The sequence below is a fragment of the Streptomyces sp. M2CJ-2 genome, from assembly GCF_016757295.1.
GTDB lineage: Bacteria > Actinomycetota > Actinomycetes > Streptomycetales > Streptomycetaceae > Streptomyces.
Window position 1 is genome coordinate 113,976 of sequence record NZ_JAESIF010000001.1, and the last position, 20,153, is coordinate 134,128.

The following is a 20,153-nucleotide window of genomic DNA, read 5'->3' on the forward strand; positions in this document are numbered from 1 at the left end:
CCCGGCACGTACGACATGGAGCAGGACCGGCCGGTGCCTCACGCCCCGACGAGTCCGGGATGGTGGCGGCGAGCAACCTCGGGGTGGGCACGGAGCCAGCCTTTGAGTTCGTTGCGGCCGTACTCGGCGAACAGCGGGTTGGCCGGATCCCGCGTCGCGCCTGGTGCCAGGTGGGCGTTCGGGAAGGGCACCGGGTCGATGCGCGCGTCCAGGCGCGGGTTGTAGAAGAAGGGCACCGAGAACCGCTCACGGGTGCCGGGGGGGCTCACGACGCGATGGTTGGTGGCCTTGAGGTAGCCGTTGGTGGCCACCTCCAGCAACTCCCCGAGATTGACCACGAACGCGCCGGGCAGCGGAGGCACTTCGCGGAACGTTCCGTCCGGTTGCTGTACCTGCAGGCCGCCCACGTCGTCCTGGAGGAGCAGAGTGAGGAAGCCGTAGTCCTTGTGCGCGCCGACCCCTTGATCGTTTCCGTCCGGGGCCCGGCCGGGATAGCGGACCAACTTGAGGTGCAGATGCGGCCGTTCGGCGAAGGCGGGCGCGTAGAAATCGGAGGGGGCTCCGACAGCGGTCAGTAGTTCGCGGAGCAGCCGGTCCGCCACCTCGCACAGTCGGCCGATCCAGTTCAGGGCGACGGTGCGTAGTTCCGGCAGGGCAGCGGGCCACTGATTGGGGCCTTCGAGCCACCAGAACGACGGCTCGCCGGGACCCGGTATGCGCGGAGGGCGCTCGGCGCCGATGTCGAGTTGGTCGCGCCAGTCGCGGTTTCCCGTGGTGCGCTCGTCTCCGATGCGGGTGTAACCGCGGAAATGAGGTGAGTTGAGGTTGCTGATGGCGTGCCGGTCGGCCTCGGGGAGGGTGAAGAATTTCCGGACCGCGGCCATCAGCGCGTCTGTCTCGGCGGGATCGACACCGTGGCCGACGAGGTGGAAGAAACCGACCCGATGTGCAGCGGAATGCAGTGCGTCATGGAGACGAGCGCGTTCGTCCTTGCCTCTGTGTGCGGCGGACAGGTCGATCACCGGCAGGTCGTGCGAGTGAATGTGTTCGGGCATGGGTGTATCCGATGAGTCGGGGAATGGGTGGGGCCCGCGGTGGCGGGACGTTGCGTCGGCGGGTTGCGCCACTCCGCGTGACAAATGGCGGAGGGGGTGCGCAGCGGATACGGTCGGCTGCTCGCGCGGCAGGGCGGTCAGACGCAGAAGCGACAGATGGCACTGGCCACACGGACCAGGTCCACGTGACGGCGGCTGACGAGCATGACCATGCCTGGAGCATAGATCATCTGCGCCGGCTTCGGACGGGGAATCTCCTGACCCGTCTCGCACGGTGGCGCCGTCGTCCGCCGGTCCGGCCGGCTCATCTGCTCGAGGGGGTTCCACGGACACTGTCACGTTGGCCGGCGCATGGGATGATCTTGGGGTTGGCCGTGCTGGGCAGGGGACCACCGTGGAGACCGTGCCGCCTGGTCCGCCCCGCGGCTGCGGGACAACCCGCAGCCGGACAGAGAAGGCCGGTGATGTAACGGGACGCCTCTTGGCAGTCCATGTCAGGGTACTCCCGACCACCATTACGGGCTCGTACCCGGGCCTGATCAGGCCGTTGGTCGGCGTCGGACCTCGCGTTCCGGCGCCCTTCAACGTTCTCCCGCACACGCGCCGACAGGGGGTTTACGTCGTGCGCTTATCCCCGGCGCACAGAGAGCAGGCCGCAGCACATTTGCCCGGGGTAATTTGAGGTCAGTGATGGATCAGGGGGCGACATGCGTTAGCGTGGCGAGCGTTGACGGCGAGCCCCGTGCTGGTTCGTGCTGGTTTTAGAGGCGCAGTAGGGGTAAACGTGCAGGTCAGAGTGATTGCATGAAATTGCTGCACACTTCCGACTGGCACCTCGGCCGGTCGTTCCACCGGGTCGGCATGCTCGGTGCCCAGGCCGAGTTCATCGGCCACCTGGTGGCGACCGTGTGCGAGTACGCCGTCGACGCGGTGGTCGTGTCGGGAGACGTGTACGACCGTGCGGTGCCGCCGCTCGCCGCGGTGGAGCTGTTCGACGACGCCCTGCACCGCCTCGCAGGCCTCGGTGTGCCGACCGTGATGATCTCCGGGAACCACGACTCGGCCCGCCGTCTCGGCGTCGGAGCCGGACTCATCGGGCGCGCGGGCATCCACCTGCGGACCGACCCCGCGGCGAGCGGCACCCCGGTGATGCTGTCCGACGCGCACGGGGAGGTCGCCTTCTACGGGCTGCCCTACCTGGAACCGGCGCTGGTCAAGGACGAGTTCGGAGTGGAGAAGGCAGGCCACGAGGCAGTGCTCGCGGCCGCCATGGACCGGGTCCGCGCCGACCTCGCCGCCCGTCCGCGCGGCACCCGGTCCGTGGTCCTCGCGCATGCCTTCGTCACCGGCGGCGCACCGAGCGACAGTGAGCGGGACATCACCGTCGGCGGGGTCGCCGCCGTGCCCGCCGGAGTGTTCGACGGCGTCGACTACGTGGCGCTCGGCCACCTGCACGGCTGCCAGACCCTCACCGAGCGGGTGCGCTACTCCGGCTCTCCGCTTCCGTACTCCTTCTCGGAGGCGGATCACCGCAAGAGCATGTGGCTCGTCGACCTGGCCGCCGACGGAACGGTCACCGCCGAGCGGCTCGACTGCCCGGTGCCGCGTGCCCTCGCCCGGATCCGCGGAACCCTGGAGGAACTGCTCGCCGACCCCGCCCTCGCGCGGCACCGGGAGGCGTGGGTCGAGGCCACGCTCACCGATCCGGTCCGCCCCGCCGACCCCATGGCCCGGCTCACCGAACGCTTCCCGCACACCCTGAGCCTCGTCTTCGAACCCGAACGCGAGCCCGACGACCCGTCGGTGTCCTACGCCCGGCGCCTCGTCGGCCGCGACGACCAGCAGATCGCGGAGGACTTCGTCGCCCATGTGCGCGGCACCGGCCCCGACGATCACGAGCGGGCCGTCCTGCGGGACACCGTCGACGCGGTCCGCGCCGCCGAGGCCGTGAACGAGGTGGCGCGGTGAGGCTGCACCGGCTCGACATCACCGCCTTCGGTCCCTTCGGCGGCTCACTGACCGTCGACTTCGACGAACTCTCCGCCGCGGGCCTCTTCCTGCTGCACGGCCCCACCGGCGCCGGCAAGACCTCGATACTCGACGCCGTCTGCTACGCGCTGTACGGCGCCGTCCCCGGGGCCCGGCAGAGCGGGCAGGGCATGGCGCTGCGCAGCGACCACGCCGCCCCCACCACCCGCACGGGGGTCACCCTCGAACTCACCGTCGCCGGCCGCCGGCTGGAAGTCACCCGGCAGCCGCCCTGGCAGCGCCCGAAGAAACGCGGCACCGGCACGACACTCGACAAGGCGCAGACCTGGCTGCGCGCATACGATCCGGCGAGCCGGTCCTGGAAGAACCTCAGCCGCTCCCACCAGGAGATCGGCGAGGAGATCACCCAGCTCCTCGGCATGAGCCGGGAGCAGTTCTGCCAGGTCGTCCTGCTGCCCCAGGGCGACTTCGCGCGTTTCCTGCGCGCCGACGCGGAGGCGCGCGGCAGACTGCTCGGCCGGCTCTTCGACACCCGCCGTTTCGCCGACATGGAGAAGCACCTCGCAGAACGTCGTCGTGCCACCGAGTCCCGGGTACGGGACGGCGACGCCGAACTGCTCGCCGACGCGCACCGGATGCAGCAGGCCGCGGGCGGGGCCATGGAGCCGGCAGACCTCGTGCCGGGCGAACCGGGGCTGGCCGAGAGCGTGCTGAGCGCGGCCGCCGTGGCCCGTAGCACCGCCCGCGAACAGCTCACCGTCGCCCACTGCCGCCTCGCCGCGGCCGAGTCCGCCCAGGCCGCCGCCGACCGGTCACTGGACGACGTACGCGAACGGGACCGGCTGCAGCGGCGGTTCGCCGAGGCGCGGCAGCGCGCGGCACGGCTGGCGGAGCGGGCCGGCGCCCGGCAGGAGGCGCAGTCGCGCCTGGACCGGTCCCGGAAGGCCGAGACGGTCGCCCCCGCCCTGGAACTGCGGGAGTCCGCCGACGCCGAACACCGGCGGGCGGCCGACGCCGAGGCGCGTACCCGCACCCTGCTCCCCCCGGTCCTCAGGGACGCGGGTGCGGCCGGGCTCGCGGCCGCCGCACGCCGGGCCACCGAGGAACTGGGCGGGCTGGAGTCGGCCCGCCGCGCCGAGCGGCGGCTCACGGAACTCATCGAGGAGCGGGCCGGTCTGGACCGCCAGGAGCGCGCCGACGACGACGTGCTCGACGAGTCCGAGGCGTGGCTCACCCGCTGGGAGGAGACCCGCACCGGCCTCCAGGCCCGTATCGAGTCCGCGCAGGAGGCCGCGGCCCGGGCCGGTGAGCTCGCGGTGCAACGCGACACCGCGCACAAGCGGTTGACCGCCGCACGGCTGCGGGACCAGCTGGCCGAGGACACCGAGGACGCCGCCGAACAGGCCCGCGCGGCCCGGGAACGGGCACTCGAGGCCAAACAGCACTGGCTCGACCTCAAGGAACAGCGGTTGGCCGGCATCGCCGCCGAACTCGCCGCGGGCCTCACCGACGGCGACCCCTGCGCCGTCTGCGGGGCCACCGAACACCCCGCCCCCGCCCGCAAGGTCGCCGGCCATGTCGACCGCGAGGCGGAGGAGCGGGCCCTGGCCGCCCACCAGGGCGCCGAGGAGCACCGGGCCGACGAGGAAGGCCGCCTCGGCGCCGTACGTGAGGCGCTGGCCGCCGCCGGAGCGGAGGCGGGAGACACACCGACCGCTCACCTCACCCGAGAGGTCGAGGAGTTGGAACGTCGGTACGCGCAGGCCCGGGATGCCGCCTCCGTTCTGCACTCCGTCCGGGAACAGCTGCGCCAGGCGGAACACGAGCACGAACGACGCGTCGCCGCCCAGCGGGAGGCGGCGGTCCGGACCGCCGCCCGGGCGGGTCAGCGGGAGCGGCTGGATCATGAACAGGCCGCACTGGAGAAGGAGTTGACGCAGGCGCGGGGCGACGCGGACAGCGTGGCCGCGCGCGCCGCGCAACTGGAGCGGCGCGCCGCACAGTTCACCGACGCAGCCGACGCCGCCCGCATCGCCGACGGCACCGCACAGCGGCTCAAGGAGGCCGACGGCCGACTCGCCGACGCCGCCTTCCGGGCAGGCTTCGCCACCCCGCGGGCGGCGGCCGAGGCACTCATCGACGCGGCCGCCCACCGCGAACTGCAGGACCGGCTGGAGGCCTGGCGGCAGGAGGAGGCCGCCGTACGCGCGGTGCTCGCCGAGCCGGGCACCGCGGCCGCCGCCCAGCAGCCCCCCGCCGACCTCACCGCCGCACAGCGCACCGCCGAGGACGCGGACCGCAGGACGCGCGAGGCGGCCTCCGCACGCGATGCCGCCGCCCGCCGCTGCGCCGAACTCGACCGGCTCTCCGCGCGGGCCACCGCCTCGGTGCGCCGGCTGGCGCCGCTGCGCGAGGAGTACGACCGGGTGGCCCGCCTGGCAGGTCTCACCGCGGGCACCTCGGCCGACAACGAACGCAGGATGCGCCTGGAGTCCTACGTCCTGGCCGCCCGCCTGGAGCAGGTCGCCGCCGCGGCGACCGCCCGGCTGCACCGCATGTCCTCCGGCCGCTACACCCTGGTGCACTCCGACGACCGCACCGGACGCGGGCGCAGCGGCCTCGGACTGCATGTCGTGGACGCGTGGACCGGCCGGGAGCGGGACACCGCGACCCTCTCGGGCGGCGAGACCTTCTTCGCCTCGCTCGCCCTCGCGCTCGGACTCGCCGACGTCGTCACCGACGAGGCCGGCGGGGTCCGGCTGGACACCCTCTTCATCGACGAGGGCTTCGGCAGCCTCGACGACCAGACGCTCGACGAGGTCCTGGACGTCCTGGACTCCCTGCGGGAACGCGACCGCAGCGTGGGCATCGTCAGCCACGTCGCCGACCTGCGCCGCCGGATCCACGCCCAACTCGAGGTGGTGAAGGGCCGGTCGGGCTCGACGCTGCGGCAGCACGGCGTCACCTGAGCCGAACCCGCGGGTACCCCACCGGAGTCGGCCCTGTCACGTTTCACACATGCCGCGATACACGAAGCCGGGCACGGTGAAGCGGTCGGAACCGGACGGCGACCGTCATCCGTGTGCGCCGCGTCCCACGGCCGCCCATCAGGCGCCGCGCGCTTCCCCGGCGGGCGGTGGGGGATGCCCGACGACCCCGCCCGCCTCATCGCGTGGCTGACCACGGACGAGGCGATTGGGGTCTCCCCTGCTCGAACGGAGTTGAGAGCTTGGGGAAGGATCACCGGTCAGGTCGTCGACTCCGAAGGGGGTTTCACGCGCTGACCGGGGCCGCCTACAGTGCCGACAGTTCGTCCACCAGGTCGTCCAGGCCCAGCGAGCCCTGGGACAGTGCCGCCATGTGCCACGCCTTGGGGTCGAAGGCGTCGCCGTGCCGCTTGCGGGCGTTCTCCCGGCCGAGCAGCCAGGCCCGCTCGCCGAGCTTGTAGCCGATGGCCTGGCCGGGGATCGTCAGATAGCGGGTCAGTTCGCTCTCCACGTAGTCCGCGGGACGGCTGCTGTGCGCCCCGAAGAACTCCTCGGCCAGCTCAGGCGTCCAGCGCTCGCCCGGGTGGAACGGCGAGTCCGCCGGGATCTCGAGCTCCAGGTGCATGCCGATGTCCACGATGACCCGGGCGGCCCGCATCATCTGCGCGTCCAGGTAGCCCAGCCGCTCCTCCGCGTCCGCGAGGAAACCGAGCTCGTCCATCAGCCGCTCCGCGTACAGCGCCCAGCCCTCCGCGTTGGCGCTCACCATGCCCACGGAGGCCTGGTAGCGGGACAGGTCCTCGGCCACGTGCGCCCACTGCGCCAGCTGGAGGTGATGGCCCGGGACGCCCTCGTGGTACCAGGTCGACACCAGGTCGTAGACCGGGAAGCGGGTCAGTCCCATGGTCGGCAGCCAGGTGCGGCCCGGCCGCGAGAAGTCCTCCGACGGAGGCGTGTAGTACGGTGCCGCCGCGCTGCCCGGCGGGGCGATCCGCGACTCCACCCTCCGTACCCGCTCGGCGAGTTCGAAGTGGGTGCCGTCCAGGGACTCGATCGCCCGGTCCATCACGCCCTGGAGCCACTCGCGGACCTCGTCGACGCCCTCGATGTGCCGGCCGTGCTCGTCGAGGTGCGCGAGCGCCACCCACGGCGTCTCGGCGCCCGGCAGGATCTTCTCGGCCTCCTTCCTCATCTCGCCGAGCAGGCGGTGGTACTCGGCCCAGCCGTAGGCGTACGCCTCGTCCAGGTCGAGGTCGGTGCCGTTGAAGTACCGGGCCCAGCGGGCGTAGCGCTCCCGGCCCACTGTGTCGGGGGAGCCCTCGATCGTCGGCGCGTACACGTCGCGCATCCAGTCCCGCAGCTCCACCACGGCCGCGGTCGCGGTGCGGGCGGCCTCGTCCAGCTCGGCGCGCAGTGCGTCGGGTCCCGCCGAGGCGAAGTCCTCGAACCAGCCGCGGCCCTCGCCGGTGTCCGCCCATTCGGTGAGCTGCCCGACGAACGTGGCGGTCGGACGCGGAGCCGCGTACAGCTTGCGCTCCAGGCCGAGCGCGAGGGACTCCCGGTAGCCCGCCAGCGCGGCCGGCACCGCGCGCAGCCGCTCGGCGACCGCCGCCCAGTCCTCCTCGGTCTGCGTCGGTGTCACGGTGAACACCTCGCGCACCGAGTGGGCGACCGTGCCCAGGTTGCCGACCGACCGCAGCCCCTCGTCGGCCTCGTACACGGCGATCTCCGCGGTGAGCCGCTCCCGCAGCAGCCGGGCACAGCGGCGCTCGATGTCGCTGTCCGCGCCGGGCCGGGCCTCGGCCTCGTCGAGCCGGGCGAGCGTGGCCCGCTGGAGTTCCGCGAGCGCCGCCTGACCCGCGGGCGAGAGATCGGGCAGACGGCGGGAACTCTCCTGCACGCCGAGATACGTACCGGTGACCGGGTCGAGGGCGATGAGGTCGTCGACGTAGGCGTCGGCGACCTCGCGGGGCAGTGGGCTGTTGGTCTGTGACATGCGGACCATCCTGGTACGCGGCCCGCCGCCCGTCACCCGGTTTGAGCCGAGGGCGAAGACGGCAGCAGCGGGCCGCAGTCCCACTGCTGGAAGATCAGCCGGGTCTCCACGCGCGCGACCTCCCGCCGCGAGGTGAACCCGTCCAGCACCAGCCGCTGCAGATCCGTCATGTCCGCGACCGCGACATGGATCAGATAGTCGTCCGGTCCGGTCAGGTGGAAGACGGTCAGCGACTCCGGCAGCGCCCTGATCCGCTCCACGAACGGTCCCACCAGCTCCCGCCGGTGCGGTCTGACCTGCACCGACAGCAGTGCCTGAAGTCCCCGCCCCAGCTTGGCCGGGTCCAGTTTCAGCCGATGCCCGAGGATCACGCCGCAGCGGCGCAGCCGGGTCACCCGGTCCAGGCAGGTCGACGGCGCGACCCCGACCTGCGCGGCGAGGTCCCGGTACGTCGTCCGGGCGTCGTTCTGCAGCAACCCCAGCAGACGCAGGTCCACCGGATCCAGTACGACGGATTCAGCCATGGGCCGAACGTAGCACGGAGATCTCCGCCGACACCCCCTCCTGTGTTCACCCTTCGGTCCATGGACTGGGACAAGGACGTACGCACGGACACACTCAGCACCACGAGAGCACTCGCCACCGAGGCCGTGCACGCCGGCCGGGACGACCTCGCCCGGCAGGGACTGCACGCCCCGCCGATCGACCTGTCCACCACCTACCCCTCGTACGACAGCCGCGGCGAGGCCGCCCGCATCGACTCCTTCGCCGCCACCGGCGCGGAACCGGACGGCCCGCCCGTCTACGGGCGGCTCGGCAACCCGACCGTCGCCCGTTTCGAGACCGCCCTGGCCCGCCTGGAGGGCACCGAGGCCGCGGTCGCGTTCGCCAGCGGCATGGCCGCGCTCAGCGCCGTCCTGCTGGTGCGCGGCTCCATGGGGCTGCGCCACGTCGTGGCCGTACGCCCCCTGTACGGGTGCAGCGACCACCTGCTGACGGCCGGGCTGCTCGGCTCCGAGGTGACGTGGACCGACCCGGCCGGGGTCGCCGACGCGCTGCGCCCGGACACCGGTCTGGTCCTGGTGGAGTCGCCGGCCAACCCGACCCTCGCCGAGGTCGACCTGCGGGCCGTCGCCCATGCCTGCGGCTCGGTGCCGCTGCTCGTCGACAACACCTTCGCCACCCCGGTCCTCCAGCGTCCGGCCGGACACGGGGCGCGGCTGGTGCTGCACAGCGCCACCAAGTACCTCGGCGGACACGGCGACGTACTGGCCGGGGTGGTGGCCTGCGACGAGGAGTTCGCGGGGCGGCTGCGGCAGATACGGTTCGCGACCGGCGGCGTGCTGCATCCACTGGCGGGCTATCTGCTGCTGCGGGGCCTGTCGACGCTTCCGGTACGGGTCCGGGCGGCGTCGGCCAACGCCGCCGAACTCGCCCGCCGGCTCGCCGCCGATCCGCGCGTGGCCCGGGTGCACTACCCGCGCATCGGCGGGGCGATGGTCTCCTTCGAGGTGCACGGGGACCCGCACGAGGTGATCGGCGGGGTACGGCTCGTCACCCCGGCGGTGAGCCTCGGCAGCGTGGACACCCTCATCCAGCACCCGGCGTCCATCAGCCACCGCATCGTCGACGCCGACGACCGCCGGGACGCGGGAGTGAGCGACCGGCTGCTGCGGCTGTCGGTCGGCCTGGAGGACGTCGACGACCTGTGGGCGGACCTGAACGAGGCGCTGGGGGAGCGGACCGGGGCACCGGAGGACGGCCGCACGAGTGGGGCGGCCGACCGGCCGGAGGCACCGGCCCGGAACTGAGGCGCGGGCTGTGCCCCGCGCGGATGCCGAACGGTCCGGCGGACACCGCCGGACCGTTCTGTCTCGTGCACCGCGCCACCGGCCCCGTGCCCCGTGCCCCGTGCACCGTGCCACGGGGCCGGTGGCGCGGTGGTCCGCTACCGGCGGCCGGTCCGTGAGCCGTGCTCCCGCTCCTCCTGCGCGTGGCGGGCCCGCGCCGGGTCCAGGCGCGCGGTGACGACGAGGGTGCTCTCCTCGACCTGGTAGTCGAGGGGCAGGCCCAGCCCGCGCATCGCGGCGACCATCCCGGTGTTGGACGCCTGCGTCACGGCGTAGACGTGGGCGCACCCCGCCTCGGTGGCCATCGACACCAGCCGGGCCAGGAGCTCGGTGCCGATGCCCCGGCGTTGCCAGGCGTCCTCGACGAGCAGCGCCACCTCGGTCTCGTCGCCGTCCCACAGCAGATGACCGAGGCCGACGATGCGGCCGGAGGCGGTCCGTACGGCGAGCGTACGGCCGAAGCGGGGGCCGAGCAGGTGGTTCAGGTAGCGGTCCGCGTCGCCGACCGGTCCGTGGTACCGCCGGCGCAGGGTCTCGGGCGAGCACCGCTCGTGCATCGCCCGCGCCGCCTCCAGGTCGTCGGTGTCCGCCCGGCCCACGGTGATGTCGCCGCCCTCGGGCAGGGTGAGGACGTCCTGGCCACGCGGGACCCGGGGGCCGAGCCGGGCGTCCAGCTCCACCAGGGCCCGTGCTCGGGCGAACTCGGTGGGAGTGAAGGGCAGATGCGGCCGCTCCACGGTGAGCACGCCGCCCTCCGGGGCGCGCAGCCGCATCACGGTGTCCTCCAGGGTCCCCTCCACCGGGACGCCCTCCGGCGCCGACCGCCCGCCGCCCGGGGCCGCGGGCAGTGAACGGATGGTGCACCTCCCCAGCAACTGCCGTAGCGCCAAAGGAAGTTCCGCGCCGTCCAGGGCCGTGCGTGCGGCGAGTTCCAGCATCCGGGTCGGGGCGTCCACCAGATCGTGGGCATCGGCCCGCTCGGTCCAGGTGTCCGTGCCCCCGGCACCCGTCACCGCCGTCGTGAGGCCGGTGGCGGTCAGGTCGGCCGGGGCGCGCAGCAGGAACTCGTCGACCGTGGCCTCGCCCAGCGGGTGCGTCTGCAGGCTCAGGATGTCGACCCGGTGCCCGGCCAGCGCCGTGCACAGTGCGGCCAGCGCGCCCGGTTCGTCCCGCACCGTCGTCCGCATCCGCCACAGGGCGCTCTCCGGCGGCCTGCTTTCCGCGGCCCCGTCGGTATCGGGTGCGGGCGGTGCGTGGCCGTGGCGGCGTGCCCACCAACTGTGGAACGCCGCCGTGAAGCGCGTGGTCGGTTCCCCCTCCGGCTGCCCCTGCGGGGGACGGCCGTACCGGGCGTGCGTCACATCGGACCTGTCTCGGCTCATGCGACCACTGTGAAGGAATCGTGTTTCGCGGCCGCCAACACGCCATGACTGACGAGTAAAGAGTTCTTATGGGGCTTATAGCCCGTTTGTCACTTCACTGGCCTACCAGTCCCGGCCGCAGTCGCTTGGTGTAGAGCACGGTGCCGTCCTGCTCCCGCAACCGTACGGTCAGTTCTCCGCTGCCGCCGTCGATGTCGACCTCGCCGAAGAACTGGTATCCACCGGCGGGCGAGACGTTCGACGCGGTCGGCGCCTTCACGAACACCCGCTCCGGGCCGAAGGTGCCGTCGAGCGCGCTCGCCGGGAAGGCACCCGCGTTGAGCGGCCCGGAGACGAACTCCCAGAACGGCTCGAAATCGTCGAACGCGGCTCGTGCGGGCTGGTAGTGCTGGGCAGAGGTGTGGTGCACGTCGGCCGTCAGCCACACCGTGCCGGTGATCCGCCGGTGCTTGATGAACCGCAGCAGCTCCGCGATCTGCAGCTCGCGCCCCAGCGGAGCCCCCGGGTCGCCCTGGGCCACCGCCTCGACGTGCTGCTCGCCCTCGGTGGTGTCGGGCACGATCAGGCCGAGCGGCATGTCCGCGGCGATCACCTTCCACACCGCCCGCGACCGCGCCAGTTCCCGCTTGAGCCACTGCAGCTGCTCGCGTCCGAGGATGCCCTGAGGGTCCACGGCCTGGTCGCCGGGGGAGTTGGCGTTGCGGTACGTCCGCATGTCCAGCACGAACACGTCCAGCAGCGGCCCCTGCCGCAGCACCCGGTGCACCCGGCCCTCGCGGGCACCCGGCCGCGGCGTGGACATCGGGAAGTACTCACCGAACGCGCGGCGCGCCCGTGCCGCCAGTACGTCGACGCTCTTCTCCGTGTAGCGGGTGTCCGTGTCCGTGATCCGCTGGCCCGGGTACCAGTTGTTGCGCACCTCGTGGTCGTCCCACTGCACCGCGGAAGGGACTCGGGCGTTGAACCGGCGGAAGTGCTCGTCGAGCAGGTTGTAGCGGAAGTTGCCGCGGAACTCGGCCAGGGTCTCGGCGACCTTGGACTTCTCCTCCGTGGTGATGTTCCGCCAGACGCTGCCGTCCGGCAGCGCCGCGGTCGCCGGGATCGGCCCGTCGGCGTAGACGGTGTCGCCGCTGAACAGGAAGAAGTCGGGGTCGAGCCGGGCCATCGCCTCGAAGATCCGGTAGCCGCCGAAGTCGGGGTTGATGCCCCAGCCCTGGCCCGCCAGGTCGCCCGACCACAGGAACCGCACGCCGTCGCGCCGCCGCGCGGGAGCCGTCCTGAACGTACCGGTGACCGGCTCGCCGAAGCGGCGCGGGTCGTCGGGGTCGGCGAGCCGCACCCGGTAGTGGATCTGCTCGCCGGGCGGCAGTCCGCGCAGCCGGACCGTCCCGGTGAAGTCCGTGCCGGGTCCGAGCAGCGGGCCGTGCAGGCGGCGCGGGTGCCGGAACGACTCGGTCGCCGACGTCTCGACGATCATCCGGGCCGGGCGGTCGGAGCGCACCCACACCAGCCCGGAGTCGCGCGTCACGTCGCCGCTCTGCACGCCCCACCTCGCCTCCGGGCGCCCGGACCGGGCGAACGCGGGCGCCGTCCCGACGGTGGTGGGCAGGGCCAGGGCGGCCGAGGCCGCGAGCGAGCCGCGCAGAACGGCGCGGCGGCCGGGGAGCGAGGAGTGTGACATGGATGCGCCTCCAGGGGACGGGAGTTCCGGCCGGTGTGCGCTGCCACACGTACTCGTGCGGCGCGGCTCGCACGCAAACCCCAAGTGAACAACTCACCGCGGCACCACGCGGGCCGACGCACCGTCAGCGCCGCGTCGGATCGGACAGCGCCGCGCCGTTCAGCGGCTGCCGTCGAGGAGGACGCGGGCGACCAGCGCAGGGTCGTCGTTCATGGGGACGTGACCGCAGCCGGGCAGCCGGATCAGCCGCGCCCGGGGGATCACCCGCTTGGCGCGGACCCCCTGACGGGGGACGAGCAGCCGGTCGCGGGCGCCCCAGGCGACGGTGACCGGGACGTCGGGCACGTCGTCGGTGAACCGCACCGCGGTGCCCGCCCGGAGCGTCTCGGTGAAGCCGGTGGCACCGGCCAGCGCGAGCGTCTCGGCGACCACCGCCGCGGGCGAACGGCGTCCCGGGCGGGCGTAGATGGTGCTGGTCAGCGCCGCTCGCCCGGCCGTCGAGCGGGCGAGCCGCTCGACCAGCGGCAGCGGCATCCGCTCCGCGACGCGCCGCATCCCGATCAGTACGCCGAAGGCGTAGCGCCGCTCGGCCTGCGTCCAGAACCCGGCGGGGGACAATGCGGTGACGGACCGTACGAGGTTCTGGCGGCCGAGCTCCAGCGCCAGAAGCCCGCCGAGCGAGTTGCCCGCGACATGCGGCCGGTCGAGCCCCAGCTCCTCGCACAGGGCGCCCAGGGCGGCGTTCATGGTGGGCAGGTCGTGGACGAGGCCGTCCGGCAGCGCCGGGGAGGCACCGAAGCCGGGCAGGTCCACTGCGATCACCTCGCGCTCGGTGGCGAGGATGTCCACGACCGGGTCCCAGGCCTGACGGTGGTGACCGATGCCGTGCAGCAGGAGCAGCGGTTCGCCGCGGCCCACGCGCGCGTAGGACAGGGTCACGGTCTGCGGGCCGTGCGGAGAGGTGACCTCGAACGAGACGGTCGCGGACATGAAGGTGCTCCTCGTCTGGGACTCGCGGTGGGACGCCGCCTGACGCCGTAGACAGCTTGTCAGCAATTGCTACCAGCGGGTAGCCCCCGGTGACCAGAACCGGGCTCCGGCTCCGCGACGCGCCCGACTCCGCCTGGACACGGGCCGTACGGGTCGGCTGGGATGGAGAGGTGAGCACCGACACCGTGACCGATGCCTTCGAGGAGCACCGTCCCGTCCTCCAGGGGGTCGCCTACCGCATGCTCGGCCGGGTGGCCGACGCCGAGGACGTGGTTCAGGAGGCGTGGCTGCGCTGGGCGGGCGGGAACCGGTCCGACGTCCGCGAGCCGCGCGCCTACCTGGTACGTGTCACCACCCGCCTCGCCATCGACCGGCTGCGTCAGATCAAGACGCGGGGCGAGACGTACGTCGGCCCGTGGCTGCCCGAGCCGTATGCCACCGACTTCGGCGACACCGCCCCGGACACCGCAGAGCAGGCGGTGCTCGCCGACTCGGTCTCGCTCGCCGTCCTGGTCGTCATGGAGTCCCTGTCCCCGCTGGAGCGAGCGGTGTTCGTCCTGCGTGAGGCGTTCGGCTACCCCTACACCGACATCGCCGCCATGCTCGACCGCGGCGAACCGGCGGTGCGCCAGCTCGCCACGCGGGCCCGCAAGCACGTCGAGGACCGGCGTCCGCGCTACGAGGTCGACCCCGTCCGGCGCCGCGAACTGACCGAGCGGTTCCTGGCGGCGGCGGCCGGCGGTGATCTGGAGGGGCTCCTGGAACTGCTCGCCCCCGACGTGCGTCTCGTCGGCGACAGCGGCGGCAAGGTCTCCGCCGCGCTGCGCGTCCTGGAGACCGCCGACAAGGTGGGCCGCTTCGTCCTCGGCGTCGCCCGCAAGAGCCTCGGGGACGACTTCTCGGCCCGCTTCCTGGAACTCAACGGGGGCCCCGCGGCGCTGCTCCTCGTCGGCGGCGCGCCCGACTCCGTCGTCCAGCTGGATGTCGCCGACGGGCGTGTCCAGGCGGTCTACGTCATCCGCAACCCCGACAAACTGCGTTCGCTGATGGCGGACCGGTAGGGATTCGGTCGCCCGGCGACGGGGTCCGCGCCCTCCGGCGCGGCCCCCTCGTTATGTCCGATTGGTATTGACCAAGGGTGGTGGCCGCCATATGGTCGCAGATAAGTGAAACAACCTTTAATAAACAAGGGCGCGAAAACGCCACCGGACCTGACGATCGCGGAGGACAGGGTGGGGACCACGCAGTTGGACACGGTGCCGGAACCGAAGTACTGGCACCTCAGGACCGTGCTCAGCGAGGCGCTGGACTCGGAGTTCTCCGTGGGCGAGGTCCTGCCCAACGAGCGCGACCTCGCCGCCCGCTTCGGCGTGGCCCGTGCCACGCTGCGCCAGGCGCTGGAGCAGCTGGAACTCGAAGGCAGGCTGGAGCGCCGCCGCGGTGTGGGCACCACCGTCGCCCCGCCGCGCATGGGTGTGGCCGTCGGTACGGCGCAGCACGCCTGGCCGGGCGGGCCCGACGACGCCTGGCAGACCCTGGACTGCACGCTCGAGGCGCCGCCCGCGGCCGTCGCCGAGGCCCTGGTGACCGGCCGGGACGAGTCCGTGCACACCGTTCGACGGTCCCGGGTGTCCCAGGGCCGGCCCGTCGCCGCCGAACTGCTGTACGTCCCGGCGGCCTCGGTGCCCGGCCTCTCCGCCATCGACGCCCCCTCCGGGGCGGCACGCGCGCGTGCGGTACTGCGGGAACTGCGCCACCTGGAGCTGGAGCGGCACGAGAACGCGGTGGAGCTCGGCTCCGCCCGCGCGGACGAGGCCAGGGAGCTGGACCGCCTGCCGGGCGCGCCCGTCCTCGTCGTCACCACCCGCTTCATCGCCCGGGGCCGGGTCTGCGCGCTCTCCGTGGCCACCTACCGCGCGGACACCTGCCGGCTGACCTTCGGCGACTCCGGAGGCGTGGAGATCCACCACGGGTCCGACCGCCGAGCTTCCTGAACGCCGGACGTTCCGGGGGGCGGGGTCGGCGGGGCGGGACCGGCGGCGGGGCCGTCCGACCGCCGCCTACCGGCGGGCCGTCACCGTGCCTTCCACAGCGAAGAGTTGCTCTTCCACATGGTCCAGGGCGAGCCGCACCGCGCCCGTCGCCACCGCCGCCTCCCCGAGACGGGACAGAGCGACCTCCGGCGGACGCAGGCAGTAGCGGGCCAGTTCACGCCGCAGCGGCTCCAGGACCCCGTCCAGCCCCGCCGCCCAGCCGCCGATCACGACGAGTTCCGGGTCGAGGGCCAGCACCAGCGCCGCCACGTCGTGGACCAGCCGCTGGATGAAGCGGTCCATGGCCGCGAGGGCCCGCTTGTCGCCCTCGCGGGCCCGGGCGAAGACCTCGGCCACCGCCTGCTCGTCGAGCGGGTGCAGCGGCTCGTCCGTGGTGGACAGCAACTTCTCGGGGGTCGCCCCGCGGCCCAGCAGGTGCAGCGCCCCGATCTCGCCGGCCGCCCCGCCGTACCCCCGGTGCAGCCGCCCCCCGATCAGTGAACCGGCGCCGGGACTCAGCCCGGCCAGTACGAACACCACGTCGTCGGTCCCGGTGGCGACGCCCTTCCAGTGTTCGGCCACGACCGCCGCGTTGGCATCGTTCTCGACCAGCACCGGGCACGTGAAGGACCGGCTCAGCCGCTCGCCCAGCCCCAGCCCCGTCCACCCGGGCAGCGCCGTGCCCAGCCGTACCGTGCCGTCCGCCTCGACGATCCCGGGCGTCCCCACGCCCACGGCCCGCAGCGAGTCGCGCGGCACCCCGGCCCGGCGCAGCAACTCGGCGACGGCGGCGCGCAGCCGCTCCAACCGCCCGTCGGCGTCGACCCGCTCACCGACCTCCTTGGCCTGGGCGCCGATCACCCGGCCGTCCAGATCGGTCAGCAGCGCGGCCACCCGGTGCGGCCCGATCTCCAGGCCCAGGAGATGCCCGGCCTCGGCCCGGAACCGGAACCTCCGGGCCGGCCGTCCCTGCCGCCGCGTCGCCCCCTCCTCGGCCGCCGCCTCCACGACGAGACCCGCCTCGATCAGGCCCTCCACGACGCCCTCGACGGTGGGCCGTGACAACCCCGTCACCCTGGTGACCTCGGTCAGCGTCGCGCAGCCCGTGGCCCGCAACGCGTGCAGCACCACCGCGGAGTTGATCCTCCGCAACAGCGAGGGATCCCCGCCGGTCAGCCGACCCACCGTTCGTCCTCCCAGCTCGTACGCGTGTGGGCCGGATGGTACTCGGCGCGGCACACCCCGGCGACCTCCGGGCGGAACCCCGCGGTCCGCCCCGCGGGCAGCCGCTCCGGCCCGCCCGGGGAGGCGGCTCATCCCGGCGCCACGAACCCCGACTCGTACGCCGCGATCACCGCCTGCGTGCGGTCGCGCGCCCCGAGCTTCGCCAGCACGGCGCTCACATGCGACTTCACCGTCTCCGTGCCCACCACCAGCCGGGCGGAGATCTCCGCGTTCGACAGCCCCCGGGCCATCAGCCGCAGCACCTCCGCCTCGCGTTCGGTCAGCCGCGCCCGTTCCAGCACGTCCCGCGCCGCGCGATTGCCGCCGTCGTCGCCGTACTCGGCCGCGAGCCGGCGCACCGAGGCGGGGAACAGCAGCGACTCACCCTCGGCGACCAGCCGCACCGCGTGCACGATCTCCGCCGGCCGCGCCCGCTTCAGCAGGAACCCGTCGGCCCCGGCGCGCAGCGCCTCGTACACGTACTCGTCGTTCTCGAACGTCGTCACCACGAGGATCTTCGGCGGCTCCTCGACCGTCCGCAGCAGCGCGCGCGTGGCCTCGATCCCGTCCAGCAGCGGCATGCGCACGTCCATGGCGACCACGTCCGGCCGCAGCCGCCGCACCAGCGGGATCACCGCCGCCCCGTCGGCCGCCTCCCCGACCACCTCGAGGTCGGGCTGCGCTTCCAGAACGGCGCGTAACCCCGCGCGCACGAGGGGCTCGTCGTCGACGAGCAGAACGGTGACCGGCATCCGGCCAGCCTAGATCAACGCATCTCGGCTCCGGCCAACGGCAGTTCGGCCCGCACCGCCCAGTCGTCCCCGTCCGGCCCCGTCCGCGCGCGGCCCCCGAGCAGGGCTGCGCGCTCCCGTATGCCGCGCAGCCCGCTGCCGCGCCCGGGGCCGGGCACGTCCCCCGGCAGCGGGTTGCGGACCTCCAGGAGCAGGGTGCCCTCGGCGACGCGGATCCGGACCCGCACGGGAACCGTCCCCGCGTGCCGCAGCGCGTTGGTCAGCGACTCCTGCAGGATGCGGTAGCCCTCGCGGGAGACCGGGCCGGACACGGTGTCCACCGGGCCGGTCACCTCGGCGTCGACCTTCGCCCCGGAGGCCCGGGCGGACTCCAGCAGGCGGTCCGCGTCCGCGAGCGTGGGCCTGCTGCTCACCGGCTTCCGCGCCTCGCGCAGAACGCCGAGGACCCGCTCCAGGTCCTCCAGGGCGGCCCGGCCGGTCTCCTCGACGGCGGCCAGCGCCCGGTCGGTGAAGGCGGGGTCGCCCGCCGCCCGCGCGGCGCCGGCCTGCACGACGGCGACCGTCAGGGCGTGGCCGATGGAGTCGTGCAGCTCGCGTGCGATGCGGGTGCGCTCCAGGAGCTGCTCGGTCCTGGCCTCCATGACGGCCAGGCGTTCGGCGGGGGAGGGGCCGAGCAGACGGCGCGCGGCGACGGTGACCAGCTCGCCGAGGCCCACCACCACCGCGTACAGCAGGACCAGGAGGACCGGGATCAGCAGCGCGTAGGCCCAATGCGGCGACGCGCCCTCCAGCAAGGGGACGCCCTCGACCGCGTGTCCCATGGCCATGTGGCCCGAGCCGTAGGCCAGGAACGGCAGCCAGGTGGTGGCGGCCATCGTCACCATCGCCAGCACCACCCGCACCACCAGCCACAGCACGGTCCGCCACCGGTCCCGCCAGGTCGCCGACGGCTCCTCGGAGAACTCCGAGTCCAGCTCGTCGGACGCCAGCAGCAGCCGGGCCTGTACGCCCTCGCCCCTGCGCACCGCCGGGACCAGCCCCAGCGGGATCAGCACGAGCGCGGGCGCCCACGGTGTCGACGGATAGATGAAGATCCAGATGCTGAACGGCAGCACGGTCACCCACAGGTGCAGGATGCGGGTGTACGTCACCCCGCGCAGGAGCGGACGCAGGACGGTGGGCATGGCGTCATGGTGCCAGCCGCCCCCGGCGACCGGCCTCCCCCGCCCGGGGGAGATCCTCTCCCCGCGCGGGGGAGGCGCCGGCCCCCGGGCCGCGGCCACGCTGGTGCACATGACCAGCATCGACGTCCAGAACCTCACCAAGGAGTACGGCACCCGACGCGCCGTCGACCACCTCACCTTCCGCGTCCCGCCCGGCCGTGTCACCGGGTTCCTCGGCCCCAACGGCGCCGGGAAGTCCACCACCATGCGGCTGGTGCTCGGCCTCGACCACCCGACGTCCGGCTCCGCCACCATCGGCGGGCGCGCCTACGCCACGCTGCTCGAGCCGCTGCGCCACGTCGGCGCCCTGCTCGACGCGCAGGCCGCGCACGGTTCCCGCACCGGCCGTGACCACCTGCGTGTCCTGGCCGCGAGCAACCGCATCCCGGACCGCCGGGTCGACGAGGTGCTGGAGGAGACCGGCCTGGGTCCGGCGGCCCGCCGCCGGGTGCGGACGTACTCCCTGGGCATGCGCCAGCGGCTGGGCATCGCCGCCGCGCTGCTCGGCGACCCGGAGGTGGTCATGCTCGACGAGCCCTCCAACGGCCTGGACCCGGAAGGCATCGTGTGGATCCGCACCTTGCTGCGCCGCCTCGCGGACGAGGGACGGACCGTCCTGGTCTCCAGCCACCTGATGAACGAGACCGCCGCCTCCGCCGACCACCTGGTCGTCCTCGGGCGGGGCCGGCTGCTGGCCGACACCCCGGTGCGGGAGTTCATCCGCGCACGTGTGCGGCCCACCGTCCGCGTCCGCACCTCCGACCCCACCGCCCTCAAGGAGGCGCTCGCCCGGGAGGGGCACGCCATGGCGGAACACCCGGACGGGCACTGGACCGTGGCGGACGCGCGGGTGGACGACATCGGACGCCTCGCCTCCGCCGCAGGGGTGCCGATCCTCGAACTCGCGGCGGACGAGGGCACGCTGGAGCAGGCCTATCTGGACCTGACCGCGGCCGAGACCGAGTTCACCGCACAGCCCCAGGAGGCCTGA

The 20,153-nt window shown here is 73.5% G+C and carries 16 protein-coding genes; 6 read left to right on the forward strand and 10 right to left on the reverse strand.

Going from position 1 to position 20,153, the window contains the following annotated elements; genetic code table 11:
- Positions 1–38 precede the first annotated feature (38 nt).
- The gene (locus tag JL475_RS00885; RefSeq protein WP_202274003.1) at positions 39–1,055 is read right to left on the reverse strand and encodes an isopenicillin N synthase family oxygenase; all 1,017 of its coding nucleotides are present in this window, start codon (positions 1,053–1,055) and stop codon (positions 39–41) included.
- A gap of 137 nt (positions 1,056–1,192) precedes the next feature.
- Positions 1,193–1,363 carry a putative leader peptide gene (locus JL475_RS41655; protein ID WP_368860220.1) on the reverse strand — a complete coding sequence of 57 codons (171 nt, stop codon included), beginning with the start codon at positions 1,361–1,363 and terminating at the stop codon, positions 1,193–1,195.
- A gap of 496 nt (positions 1,364–1,859) precedes the next feature.
- On the opposite strand from JL475_RS41655, the gene JL475_RS00890 reads away from it, so the two are divergent.
- The gene (locus JL475_RS00890) at positions 1,860–3,023 is read left to right on the forward strand and encodes an exonuclease SbcCD subunit D (RefSeq protein WP_202274004.1); all 1,164 of its coding nucleotides are present in this window, start codon (positions 1,860–1,862) and stop codon (positions 3,021–3,023) included.
- Positions 3,020–6,013: an AAA family ATPase gene (locus JL475_RS00895; protein WP_202274005.1), complete on the forward strand. Its 2,994-nt coding sequence runs from the start codon at positions 3,020–3,022 to the stop codon at positions 6,011–6,013. The genes JL475_RS00890 and JL475_RS00895 overlap by 4 nt, the downstream gene beginning before the upstream one ends.
- A gap of 325 nt (positions 6,014–6,338) precedes the next feature.
- On the opposite strand, the gene JL475_RS00900 is transcribed toward JL475_RS00895, so the two are convergent.
- Both JL475_RS00900 and JL475_RS00905 read right to left on the reverse strand, forming a co-directional pair.
- Entirely contained in the window at positions 6,339–8,027 is a 1,689-nt protein-coding gene (locus tag JL475_RS00900; RefSeq protein ID WP_202274006.1) for a DUF885 domain-containing protein, read from the reverse strand.
- A gap of 32 nt (positions 8,028–8,059) precedes the next feature.
- Positions 8,060–8,551, reverse strand: a complete 492-nt coding sequence (locus JL475_RS00905) for an Lrp/AsnC family transcriptional regulator (protein WP_202274007.1) — start codon at positions 8,549–8,551, stop codon at positions 8,060–8,062.
- A 60-nt stretch (positions 8,552–8,611) separates the two neighbouring features.
- Here JL475_RS00905 and JL475_RS00910 point away from each other — a divergent pair, with 60 nt between their 5' ends.
- Complete coding sequence (locus tag JL475_RS00910; RefSeq protein ID WP_202274008.1) at positions 8,612–9,838, forward strand: PLP-dependent aspartate aminotransferase family protein; 1,227 nt, start codon at positions 8,612–8,614, stop codon at positions 9,836–9,838.
- Between the two features lie 137 nt (positions 9,839–9,975).
- On the opposite strand, the gene JL475_RS00915 is transcribed toward JL475_RS00910, so the two are convergent.
- The 3 genes from JL475_RS00915 to JL475_RS00925 all read right to left on the reverse strand — a co-directional run bounded on the left by JL475_RS00915 (position 9,976) and on the right by JL475_RS00925 (position 13,930).
- Positions 9,976–11,259, reverse strand: coding sequence for a GNAT family N-acetyltransferase (locus JL475_RS00915; RefSeq protein ID WP_202274009.1), 1,284 nt, complete (start codon positions 11,257–11,259; stop codon positions 9,976–9,978).
- Positions 11,260–11,353: 94 nt separating this feature from the next.
- Positions 11,354–12,940 carry an alkaline phosphatase gene (locus tag JL475_RS00920; protein ID WP_202274010.1) on the reverse strand — a complete coding sequence of 529 codons (1,587 nt, stop codon included), beginning with the start codon at positions 12,938–12,940 and terminating at the stop codon, positions 11,354–11,356.
- A gap of 159 nt (positions 12,941–13,099) precedes the next feature.
- Positions 13,100–13,930: an alpha/beta fold hydrolase gene (locus JL475_RS00925; protein ID WP_202274011.1), complete on the reverse strand. Its 831-nt coding sequence runs from the start codon at positions 13,928–13,930 to the stop codon at positions 13,100–13,102.
- Positions 13,931–14,100: 170 nt separating this feature from the next.
- Between JL475_RS00925 and JL475_RS00930 the strand changes: the two genes are divergently transcribed.
- Together JL475_RS00930 and JL475_RS00935 are read left to right on the forward strand one after the other, a co-directional pair.
- Positions 14,101–14,991: an RNA polymerase sigma-70 factor gene (locus JL475_RS00930; RefSeq protein WP_202274012.1), complete on the forward strand. Its 891-nt coding sequence runs from the start codon at positions 14,101–14,103 to the stop codon at positions 14,989–14,991.
- Between the two features lie 171 nt (positions 14,992–15,162).
- A complete protein-coding gene (locus tag JL475_RS00935) occupies positions 15,163–15,924 on the forward strand; it encodes a GntR family transcriptional regulator (protein ID WP_202274013.1) in 762 nt (253 codons plus the stop codon).
- Positions 15,925–15,990: 66 nt separating this feature from the next.
- On the opposite strand, the gene JL475_RS00940 is transcribed toward JL475_RS00935, so the two are convergent.
- The 3 genes from JL475_RS00940 to JL475_RS00950 all read right to left on the reverse strand — a co-directional run bounded on the left by JL475_RS00940 (position 15,991) and on the right by JL475_RS00950 (position 19,123).
- Positions 15,991–17,148, reverse strand: coding sequence for an ROK family transcriptional regulator (locus JL475_RS00940; RefSeq protein ID WP_202274014.1), 1,158 nt, complete (start codon positions 17,146–17,148; stop codon positions 15,991–15,993).
- A 128-nt stretch (positions 17,149–17,276) separates the two neighbouring features.
- Positions 17,277–17,939: a response regulator transcription factor gene (locus JL475_RS00945; protein WP_202274015.1), complete on the reverse strand. Its 663-nt coding sequence runs from the start codon at positions 17,937–17,939 to the stop codon at positions 17,277–17,279.
- A 14-nt stretch (positions 17,940–17,953) separates the two neighbouring features.
- Positions 17,954–19,123 (reverse strand): sensor histidine kinase, encoded by a 1,170-nt coding sequence (locus JL475_RS00950; RefSeq protein WP_202274016.1) that lies wholly within the window; start codon positions 19,121–19,123, stop codon positions 17,954–17,956.
- A gap of 109 nt (positions 19,124–19,232) precedes the next feature.
- Between JL475_RS00950 and JL475_RS00955 the strand changes: the two genes are divergently transcribed.
- Positions 19,233–20,153 (forward strand): ABC transporter ATP-binding protein, encoded by a 921-nt coding sequence (locus JL475_RS00955; protein WP_202274017.1) that lies wholly within the window; start codon positions 19,233–19,235, stop codon positions 20,151–20,153.

What these genes read in the sequence shown, in the direction of transcription:
- JL475_RS00885 (WP_202274003.1), bottom strand. Translation starts at nt 1,055, where the DNA reads ATGCCCGAACACATTCACTCGCACGACCTGCCGGTGATCGACCTGTCC.
- JL475_RS41655 (WP_368860220.1), bottom strand. Translation starts at nt 1,363, where the DNA reads ATGAGCCGGCCGGACCGGCGGACGACGGCGCCACCGTGCGAGACGGGT.
- JL475_RS00890 (WP_202274004.1), top strand. Translation starts at nt 1,860, where the DNA reads ATGAAATTGCTGCACACTTCCGACTGGCACCTCGGCCGGTCGTTCCAC.
- JL475_RS00900 (WP_202274006.1), bottom strand. Translation starts at nt 8,027, where the DNA reads ATGTCACAGACCAACAGCCCACTGCCCCGCGAGGTCGCCGACGCCTAC.
- JL475_RS00905 (WP_202274007.1), bottom strand. Translation starts at nt 8,551, where the DNA reads ATGGCTGAATCCGTCGTACTGGATCCGGTGGACCTGCGTCTGCTGGGG.
- JL475_RS00910 (WP_202274008.1), top strand. Translation starts at nt 8,612, where the DNA reads ATGGACTGGGACAAGGACGTACGCACGGACACACTCAGCACCACGAGA.
- JL475_RS00915 (WP_202274009.1), bottom strand. Translation starts at nt 11,259, where the DNA reads ATGAGCCGAGACAGGTCCGATGTGACGCACGCCCGGTACGGCCGTCCC.
- JL475_RS00920 (WP_202274010.1), bottom strand. Translation starts at nt 12,940, where the DNA reads ATGTCACACTCCTCGCTCCCCGGCCGCCGCGCCGTTCTGCGCGGCTCG.
- JL475_RS00925 (WP_202274011.1), bottom strand. Translation starts at nt 13,930, where the DNA reads ATGTCCGCGACCGTCTCGTTCGAGGTCACCTCTCCGCACGGCCCGCAG.
- JL475_RS00945 (WP_202274015.1), bottom strand. Translation starts at nt 17,939, where the DNA reads ATGCCGGTCACCGTTCTGCTCGTCGACGACGAGCCCCTCGTGCGCGCG.
- JL475_RS00950 (WP_202274016.1), bottom strand. Translation starts at nt 19,123, where the DNA reads ATGCCCACCGTCCTGCGTCCGCTCCTGCGCGGGGTGACGTACACCCGC.
- JL475_RS00955 (WP_202274017.1), top strand. Translation starts at nt 19,233, where the DNA reads ATGACCAGCATCGACGTCCAGAACCTCACCAAGGAGTACGGCACCCGA.